This window comes from Pseudomonas sp. E6002 (assembly GCF_013385565.1).
GTDB lineage: Bacteria > Pseudomonadota > Gammaproteobacteria > Pseudomonadales > Pseudomonadaceae > Aquipseudomonas.
In genome coordinates, this window is record NZ_JACAPT010000007.1 from 55,840 (window position 1) to 63,881 (window position 8,042).

Below are 8,042 nucleotides of genomic sequence, written 5' to 3' on the forward strand. Positions count from 1 at the left end.
TCCTAAGTACCTACCTGCCAGCCCAAGCGCGCCAACTTAATAGCGCTTCAAACTGGCTGCTTTGTTCCAGTCGGGTTCTTCGTTCGATCAATGGTGATCAACGTCACTGGAACGTTTTAACGTTGCACGGTTCTTAACCGTGTCATTTGTAGGAACACCAATAATATGTCCACTCAAATCCACACTCAGGATGCCATTCGCACCCTCACCAACGCTTTTGCACCAATGAACTGCCTGATCATGGCCGCTCGCAAAGGCTGCTTCAGCTTTACCCTGGTCAACGAACACGGCATCGCTCGTCACAGCGAACGCCTGTACCCCGATCAATACTCCAGCGCAGAACCGCTGCAGGCCGTGATCGATCGTACTCGCCAGGCACTGGTTGCCTGATCGACCCGAATCGCTGAAACACAAAAACCCCGGTTAAAACCCGGGGTTTTTTATTGCCTGAAATTCAGGCGCGCTAAGTTTAAATTGATATAACCGATATAACTAAATGATGAAAATATTTTAAAAACAGTCCTTTACATCGTAAATATGACACTACACTTCAACTCAAGCGGCATGATCCGCTTCCGGCGGACCTGAGATCCGATTCACCGCTGCCAAGCCCTCGCTCAGGTATCGCCGATTAATTTCATGGATTGAGGCATTTATGGGCATCGCCGCCAGCGAATTGTGTCGTTATGTGATCCGGCCCACCCTGCTTTACCTGGGTCGCCATAACCAGACGGCTGAATCCCTGCTGCTGGGCATCGCCGCCAGCCAGTCGGCGCTCGGCTCAGCCCTGCACGACCGCCGCGGCCATGGCCTCTACAGCATCACCGAGCCGCGCCATCGCGCGCTGTGGGATAACTATCTGGCGCTGGACCCCGAGCGCGCCAGCCTGGTACGCGGACTCGCCAGCCAGCATGCCTTCCTCAGCGGGCCGCAGCTTGAGCTGACGGTCAACCTGCGTTACGCCACCGCCATCGCCTGGCTGCTGGTGGAACAACACCGCCCAAACCTGCCACCGGCCGACGACGTATTGGCGATGGCACGTATCTGGAAAGAAATATTTCACCCTCAAGGCCGGCTCCGGGATTTCACCCAGGCCTGGCAAACCTGTGTTTCACCCATGAATCACGTCGCCTGTTGACCGGGCGATTTGCAAGATTCGGCTAAAAACGTTGATTTTGGTCGGATTGTCCTACAAAACCGCTCTATCTCCTGTGTTTGAGCCTATAGCGCAAACATAAATTTATTGTTACTTTCCGCAGCGGTGATCACCACGGAGTTCTAATAATGAAAAAAGTAATGCTCAAGACGACACTTAGCCTCGCCGTTGCAATGGCATCCTCCCACGTGTTCGCGAGCGGCTTCGCCCTCAACGAACAAGACGTTGCCGGGATGGGTACCGGTTTTGCGGGACGTTCTTCATCTGCCGATAACGCAAGCACTGTTTATGGCAACCCTGCCGGTATGGCTCGCCTTGAAGGCCAGCAAATCACGGGTGGTGTTGCAGCCATCGATGCCTCGACCGACATCAAAGATGCCGGCGGCCGTTCCAGGGGCACCAACAAAGGCGACATGGTGCCCTTCACCGGCGTACCGTTCGGCTTCTACACCAACAAACTCAACGATCAGTGGGCTGTCGGCTTTGGTGTTTACGCACCGTTCGGCCTGGTGACTGATTACGAACGCGGCTTCCAGGGCAGCGGGTTCGGCAGCTACAGCAAAGTATCTGTAATCACTCTGCAGCCAACGGTCAGCTACGCATTCAACGACCGGGTTTCCATCGGTTTCGGTCCTACCATCAACCGGATCTCCGGCAAGCTGGAGTCCGAACTGACCCTGAACCCTGCCGTGCCTTCGACCAACGTCACGATCAAGGGCGACGATACCGCCATTGGTTTCAACGTCGGCGTACTGGTACAGGCCACCGATACCACGCGCGTCGGCCTGACCTACCACTCCAAGGTCAGCTACAAGCTTGACGGCCACACCGAGGTGACAGCGCCTGCCCCGACTGCCGGTGCCATTGGCAGTGGCCGCTACGACGCCTCGCTGAGCATCGACACGCCAGAGTCTTACGACCTGTCGGTAACCCAGGACCTGACTGACGCCTGGAAACTCTATGGCGGTGCTACCTGGACCCGCTGGAGCCGCCTGAAAGACATCACGGTCAAGAACCAGGGTGTAACGGGCGCCAACGGCTTCCTCGCACCGTCGGTCATCGGCACTATCACTGAACCTCAGAACTGGCACGACACCTGGGCCTACGCCCTTGGTACTTCGTACCAGGTCACCAAGCAAGTGGTACTGCGTACCGGCCTGACTTTCGACCAGTCGCCAACCAACAACACTGACCGTTCCCCACGTATTCCCACTGGCGACCGGACCATCTTCAGTGTGGGCCTGGGTTATGCCGTGATGGATAACATGACTGTTGACCTGGCTTATTCCTACCTGAAGGAAGAGCCGGTAAAAGTTAACAAGTCCAACGCACTGGGTTCCTACAGCGCCAAGTACGAAAACAGCGCCAACGGTTTCGGCCTGGGCGTGACGTACAAGTTCTGATGTAAAGCGGCACAAAAAAGCCCCGCACTCTTGCAAAAGAGGCGGGGCTTTTTAGTGGGCGGTGATCAGGGTTTGGAGGCCAACGCGTCTTCCACCGCCTTGACCAGGTCCGGGCTATCCGGCTTGGTCAGGCTGGAGAAGTTGGCGATCACCTTGCCCTGGCGGTCCACCACGTACTTGTAGAAATTCCACTTCGGCGCACTGCTCTGCTGCGCCAGGATCTTGAACAGATGCACCGCGTCCGGGCCCTTGACCTTCTGTGGTTCGGTCATGGTGAAGGTCACGCCGTAATTAACGTAACAAACCTTGGCAGTTTCCTCCCCGGTCTTGGCTTCCTGCTTGAAGTCATCGGACGGCACGCCAATTACTTCCAGCCCCTGCCCCTTGTAGCGCTGGTACAACGCTTCAAGCCCTTTGAACTGCGGCGCAAACCCGCAGAAGCTGGCGGTGTTGACGATCAGCAGCGGCTTGCCGGCAAAGCGCTGGCACAGGTCGATGGATTCCTTGGCGCGCAGCTTGGGCAACTGGCCTTCAAGCAACGGCGGGCAATCGGCAGCCATGGCGACACCGCCAAAAGCCACCATCAGAGCGGGTACTGCGAACCAGCGCATCTGCATGTGAGGTGTCCTTGAAAAGTCTCAGACACAGAACTTAACAGATCGCCATGCCCAACTGCATCAATGCCAGGCCGCCCTGTTGCCAGCCCCACCACGCCAGCAGCAGCAAGAGTCCTGCTCCTGCTGCGCCGAGCCAATGCCAGGCCGAATTCATGCCACCCCCATTTGCGCCTGCAAACGTGCCACCGGGCGCTCGCGCACCGGCCAGTTCAGCGCCGCTGCCACCAGGCTCAGGACGATTGCCACCTGCCAGATCAAATCGTAGCTGCCGGTTCGATCATAGACCACCCCGCCCAACCAGCCGCCGAGGAACGAGCCCAGTTGATGGAACAGGAACACGATCCCACCGAGCATGGAAAGGTTTCTGACACCAAACAAGGTCGCGACCGTGCCGTTGGTCAGTGGCACCGTGGACAGCCACAGGAAGCCCATCGCCATGCCGAACAGGTAGGCGCTGGTCTGCGTCACCGGCGCCCACAGGAAGATCACAATCACCACCGCCCGCAGCAGGTACAAACCGGTCAACAAACGGGGTTTGGACATGCGCCCGCCGAGCCATCCGGCGGTATAGGTGCCAAAGATATTGAACAGGCCGATCAATGCCAGCACGGTCGTCCCCACCGAGGCCGGCAAGTGCTGGTCCACCAGGTACGACGGCAAGTGCACGCCGATAAACACCACCTGGAAACCGCAGACAAAAAAGCCGAACGCCAGCAGCCAGAACCCTGAATGGGAGCAGGCCTCACCCAAGGCTTCGCGCAAGGTCTGCTGGCCAGCCACCGCAGGCAACGGTCGATCCTTGAGCATGGTCACCAACGGCACGATCAGCGCCACCATCAGGCCCAGCACCAGCAACGCGGCGGACCAGCCAAGCCAGCCGATCAAACCGAGGGTGCCCGGCAACATGGCGAACTGGCCGAACGAGCCGGCGGCGCTGGCGATACCCATGGCCATGCTGCGTTTTTCCGGCGCCACGGCACGCCCCACCACCCCGAGGATCACCGAGAACGAAGTACCCGACAGGCCAATGCCGATCAGCAACCCGGCACTCAGGGACAACGACCACGCTGAATCCGAAAGGCCCATGAACACCAGGCCCAGCGCGTAAAGCACACCACCGATCATCACCACCTTGGCGGCGCCGAAGCGGTCGGCCAGGGCGCCGGTAAACGGCTGTGCCAGGCCCCAGATCAGGTTTTGCAGGGCGATGGCAAAGGCAAAGGTCTCACGGCCCCAGCCGAATTCGGCACTCATGGGCGCCAGGAACAGGCCGAAGCCATGTCGCACGCCGAGGGATAACGCGAGGATCAGCGCACTCCCCACAAGGATCCAGCCGCTGGTGCGCCACATCGAGGTCATTTCTTATTCTCCGTTCGCGGGTATATACCCGCTTATCATCGAACAAACTCGCGTCAAGCGAGTTCATCCAGCAAGGCCAACAGGGTTTCGCGCTTTTCGGCGCCCAACTTATCAATCAATTTCTGCTGCGCCGCTTCCCAGGCCGGCAATGCGGCGGCGAGCCGTTCGATACCCGCCTCGGTCAGCAAGACCAGGCGGTTGCGCAAGTCATCGCCCTCCACCAACTGCACCAGGCCCTCGCCTTCCAGCACCCGCAGGTTGCGCCCCAGCGTGCTGCGATCCAGGCCCATGGCGTCGGCCAGGCTGGAAATGCTCGGTTGATCGAGGCGCTGCAGATTACACAGTAAAGAATACTGGGCAACGTTGATCCCGAAGCCGTCGAGAGCGCCGTCGTAATGCCTGCTGACGCCACGAGCGGCGCGACGCAGGTTTGTGCATAAACATTGGGAGGCAAGCATGGAGCGTGTATATACCCGGGATTAATGAAATGCAAGAAAGTGTTACAGCACCAGACTGATCAACACCGCCACTTCCAGCAGCTCCAACAGCGCGCCGGCGGTATCGCCGGTGGTGCCGCCGAGGCGATTGACCATCAATTGGCGCAAGCCGATAAAACAAAGGGCAGCCACCAGCACGGCAATCCCGCCACTGAAACCGCCGATCAAGATACACGCCAGGCCGCTGAGGATCAGCACCTGTTGGCCGACGATCCGTGGCAAATGATCCGCCAGGGCCTGCCCCAACCCACCGGCGCGCACATAGCGCGTGGTGAGAAACAGCGCCAGCATCGAAGCGCGGCCAATCAACGGTGCGAGGATCAGCGCGGCGCCGTTGTGCTGCTCGATCAATGCCACCAGCGCGGTGAATTTGAGCAGCAACACCAGGCCCAGGGTGACCACCGCGATCGGGCCGCTGCGCGGGTCTTTCATGATGGTCAGGGTGCGCTCGCGGTCACCGAAGCCACCGAGCCAGGCGTCGGCGCTGTCGGCCAGGCCGTCCAGGTGCAGGCCGCCACTGAGCAACACCCACGCGGTCAACAGCAGCGCGGCGTGCAGCAGCAATGGCGCGCCCATCAACACGGCGTTCAAGCCCCACAGCAGTAGCCCGAACAGCAGCCCCACCACCGGATAAAACAGCAACGAACGCCCCAGTTCCTGGGGCTGCGGCATGCCCGGCAAGCGAATCGGCAGGCTGCTGAGAAACTGCAAGGCGATCCAGAACGGCAACATGCTCAGCGTCCTTCCCTTAATACGCCATCCGCCTCGACCTGCAGGCTGAACAGGCCACCATGGCCGACTTCGACATTCAACAGTTGCTCACGCGGCAGAGCACGTGCCTGGGCCAGCAGCAAACGCATGACTCCACCATGGCTGATCAGCAGCACTCGCTGGCCGGCATAAGCTTGATACAAGCGGCCGACAGCCCCCAAAACACGCGCGGAAAACTGTGAAACCGGCTCGCCCTGCGGCGGCGTGAAACTGTAGGGATCAGCCCAGAACAGGCCCAGCGCGTCGGCGTCGGTTTCCATCAAGGCTGCAGCGCTCTGCCCTTCCCAGGCGCCGAAGTGCAGTTCCTGCAGATCCTTTTCGAGGGTGACCGGCAGGTTCAGGCGCGTGCCCAACTCCTCGGCAAACCGCGCACAACGTTGCAGCGGCGAACTGACCAGACGCTCCCATGGGCCCTGCGCCACCACCGCCTCACGCATCTGCTCCCAGCCCTTGGCCGTGAGCGCATCGTCCAGGCTGCCGCGCAAGCCGCCGCCCAGTTCGGTTTCGCCGTGGCGCAGCAGGTCCAGGCGCAAAGTCATGCCGGGCGATCCGCTACGGCTGCTTCGGCGAAGGTCGCCATCTGCCCGTGCAGCGCGCAGGCCAGGCGCAGCAACGGCACAGCGAGCGCGGCGCCACTGCCTTCACCCAGGCGCAGCCCGAGTTCCAGCAAAGGCTCGGCGTTGAGGCTTTGCAGCACGTGACGATGGCCGGGCTCGGCACCGCGGTGGCCGAACAGCAGCCATTCACGGCAGCCGGGGTTCAGGCGCGTGGCGACCAAGGCGGCGACGGTGCAGATAAAACCGTCCACCAGCACCACGACCCCTTCTTGAGCGCAGGCCAGGTAGGCGCCGACCAGCGCGGCAATTTCAAAGCCGCCGAGGTTGAACAGGGTTTTCAGTGCGTCGTCGCGATCGCCCGCGTGCAGTGCAAGGGCGCGCTCGATGACGGCGACCTTGTGGCTCACGCCCTGGGCGTTCAGCCCGGTGCCGGGGCCGGTCAGGTCGCTGACCTGGCAATCCAGCAGCGCGCAGGCCAGGGCACTGGCGGCGGTGGTGTTGCCGATGCCCATTTCGCCACCGATAAACAGTTGCGCACCGCTGGTGATAGCGCGGTGCACGCTGTCGCGGCCGGCTTGCAGGGCAAGTTGGCCCTGGGCTTCGGTCATTGCCGGGCCGTTGACGAAGTTGGCGGTACCGAGACCGATATTCAGGTGGCGGACGCCCGGTAGGTTCAACGTCGGGGTGATGGTGCCGAGGTCGACCACTTCCAGCTTGGCGTCGAGTTGGCGCGCAAGCACGCTGATGGCGGCGCCACCGGTGACGAAGTTGTGAAGCATCTGGCCGGTGACTTCCTGGGGGAAGGCGGAGACACCTTCGGCGACGACGCCGTGGTCGCCGGCGAAGATCGCGATCCACAGGTGGTCGACGCTGGGTTTGACCTGGCCCTGGAGGCCGGCCAGTTGGACGGCCACGGCTTCCAGCCGGCCGAGGGAGCCGGCGGGCTTGGTCAGTTGCTGCTGGCGGGCCAGGGCTTGTTCGTGGGCTTGGGTGTCGATCGTTTTGCAGGGGTTGAGCCACCAGGTGTCGGTCATAACGCAGTACCTTTCAAAGTCAGGGGCAGGCCGGCGACGGTCAGGACAACGCGCTGACAACGTTCGGCCAAGGCTTGATGCAGCCAACCGGCTTCATCGACATAGCGGCGAGTCAATTCGCCCAGCGGGACGACACCCATTCCGGTCTCGTTGCTGACAAAAATGATTTCTCCTGGGAGGGTGGCCAGGGTTTGGAGCAAGGCCTCACGCTCTTCTTTGAGACGGTCGGGGTCTTCGAGCATCAGCAGGTTGGTGAGCCATAGGGTCAGGCAGTCAACCAGCAGGCAATGGTTCGGGGTGGCGTTTTCCTTGAGGACACGGGCCAGTTCGATGGGCTCTTCGATCAGGCCCCATTCGGTCGGGCGCCGCTCGCGGTGGTGGGCGACGCGTGCGGACATTTCGCCGTCCAGGGGTTGGCTGGTCGCTATGTAGGTGACGCTTAGGCCGCTGTCGGTGGCGAGTTTTTCAGCCAGGCGGCTTTTGCCGGAGCGGGCGCCGCCGAGGATCAACTGGAGCATGGGTTGTGCCTCTGTTTTTGACTGTGTGTATATCCGTTATTTAGGTAACGGCGACTATTGGTTCCGCTCTTACAGCGGCTCACTTTTGAAGAGCGCAAAAGTAAGCAAAACGCTCTTGCCCCACCACTCG

General features: G+C 60.8%; 10 protein-coding genes. 3 read left to right on the top strand and 7 right to left on the bottom strand.

The genetic code is table 11. The features are described 5' to 3' along the window. Positions 1-165: 165 nt before the first annotated feature. The 3 genes from HX815_RS06220 to HX815_RS06230 all read left to right on the top strand — a co-directional run bounded on the left by HX815_RS06220 (position 166) and on the right by HX815_RS06230 (position 2,559). Positions 166-390: a hypothetical protein gene (locus HX815_RS06220; RefSeq protein WP_003214941.1), complete on the top strand. Its 225-nt coding sequence runs from the start codon at positions 166-168 to the stop codon at positions 388-390. Positions 391-655: 265 nt separating this feature from the next. Continuing rightward, a complete protein-coding gene (locus tag HX815_RS06225; RefSeq protein WP_087695206.1) occupies positions 656-1,138 on the top strand; it encodes a hypothetical protein in 483 nt (160 codons plus the stop codon). Positions 1,139-1,284: 146 nt separating this feature from the next. Continuing rightward, positions 1,285-2,559, top strand: a complete 1,275-nt coding sequence (locus HX815_RS06230) for an OmpP1/FadL family transporter (protein ID WP_026078188.1) — start codon at positions 1,285-1,287, stop codon at positions 2,557-2,559. 65 nt (positions 2,560-2,624) lie between these two features. Here HX815_RS06230 and HX815_RS06235 read toward each other — a convergent pair whose 3' ends face one another. The 7 genes from HX815_RS06235 to cobU all read right to left on the bottom strand — a co-directional run bounded on the left by HX815_RS06235 (position 2,625) and on the right by cobU (position 7,912). Then, on the bottom strand, positions 2,625-3,176 hold the full coding sequence (locus HX815_RS06235) for a glutathione peroxidase (protein WP_008432697.1): 552 nt from the start codon (positions 3,174-3,176) through the stop codon (positions 2,625-2,627). Positions 3,177-3,326: 150 nt separating this feature from the next. Beyond that, the gene (locus tag HX815_RS06240) at positions 3,327-4,526 is read right to left on the bottom strand and encodes an MFS transporter (protein WP_161635735.1); all 1,200 of its coding nucleotides are present in this window, start codon (positions 4,524-4,526) and stop codon (positions 3,327-3,329) included. Between the two features lie 62 nt (positions 4,527-4,588). After that, on the bottom strand, positions 4,589-4,993 hold the full coding sequence (locus tag HX815_RS06245; RefSeq protein ID WP_003214925.1) for a MarR family winged helix-turn-helix transcriptional regulator: 405 nt from the start codon (positions 4,991-4,993) through the stop codon (positions 4,589-4,591). 42 nt (positions 4,994-5,035) lie between these two features. Further along, positions 5,036-5,764 carry an adenosylcobinamide-GDP ribazoletransferase gene (locus tag HX815_RS06250; protein ID WP_003214923.1) on the bottom strand — a complete coding sequence of 243 codons (729 nt, stop codon included), beginning with the start codon at positions 5,762-5,764 and terminating at the stop codon, positions 5,036-5,038. 2 nt (positions 5,765-5,766) lie between these two features. Then, positions 5,767-6,342, bottom strand: a complete 576-nt coding sequence (gene cobC / locus HX815_RS06255; protein WP_177027958.1) for an alpha-ribazole phosphatase family protein — start codon at positions 6,340-6,342, stop codon at positions 5,767-5,769. Beyond that, positions 6,339-7,394 carry a nicotinate-nucleotide--dimethylbenzimidazole phosphoribosyltransferase gene (gene cobT / locus HX815_RS06260; protein WP_177027959.1) on the bottom strand — a complete coding sequence of 352 codons (1,056 nt, stop codon included), beginning with the start codon at positions 7,392-7,394 and terminating at the stop codon, positions 6,339-6,341. Before cobT ends, cobC begins: the two co-directional genes overlap by 4 nt. Then, positions 7,391-7,912 (bottom strand): bifunctional adenosylcobinamide kinase/adenosylcobinamide-phosphate guanylyltransferase, encoded by a 522-nt coding sequence (gene cobU / locus HX815_RS06265; protein WP_177027960.1) that lies wholly within the window; start codon positions 7,910-7,912, stop codon positions 7,391-7,393. Before cobU ends, cobT begins: the two co-directional genes overlap by 4 nt. Positions 7,913-8,042: the final 130 nt, after the last annotated feature.

What these genes read in the sequence shown, in the direction of transcription:
- HX815_RS06220 (WP_003214941.1), top strand. Translation starts at nt 166, where the DNA reads ATGTCCACTCAAATCCACACTCAGGATGCCATTCGCACCCTCACCAAC.
- HX815_RS06225 (WP_087695206.1), top strand. Translation starts at nt 656, where the DNA reads ATGGGCATCGCCGCCAGCGAATTGTGTCGTTATGTGATCCGGCCCACC.
- HX815_RS06230 (WP_026078188.1), top strand. Translation starts at nt 1,285, where the DNA reads ATGAAAAAAGTAATGCTCAAGACGACACTTAGCCTCGCCGTTGCAATG.
- HX815_RS06235 (WP_008432697.1), bottom strand. Translation starts at nt 3,176, where the DNA reads ATGCAGATGCGCTGGTTCGCAGTACCCGCTCTGATGGTGGCTTTTGGC.
- HX815_RS06240 (WP_161635735.1), bottom strand. Translation starts at nt 4,526, where the DNA reads ATGTGGCGCACCAGCGGCTGGATCCTTGTGGGGAGTGCGCTGATCCTC.
- HX815_RS06245 (WP_003214925.1), bottom strand. Translation starts at nt 4,993, where the DNA reads ATGCTTGCCTCCCAATGTTTATGCACAAACCTGCGTCGCGCCGCTCGT.
- HX815_RS06250 (WP_003214923.1), bottom strand. Translation starts at nt 5,764, where the DNA reads ATGTTGCCGTTCTGGATCGCCTTGCAGTTTCTCAGCAGCCTGCCGATT.
- cobC (WP_177027958.1), bottom strand. Translation starts at nt 6,342, where the DNA reads ATGACTTTGCGCCTGGACCTGCTGCGCCACGGCGAAACCGAACTGGGC.
- cobT (WP_177027959.1), bottom strand. Translation starts at nt 7,394, where the DNA reads ATGACCGACACCTGGTGGCTCAACCCCTGCAAAACGATCGACACCCAA.
- cobU (WP_177027960.1), bottom strand. Translation starts at nt 7,912, where the DNA reads ATGCTCCAGTTGATCCTCGGCGGCGCCCGCTCCGGCAAAAGCCGCCTG.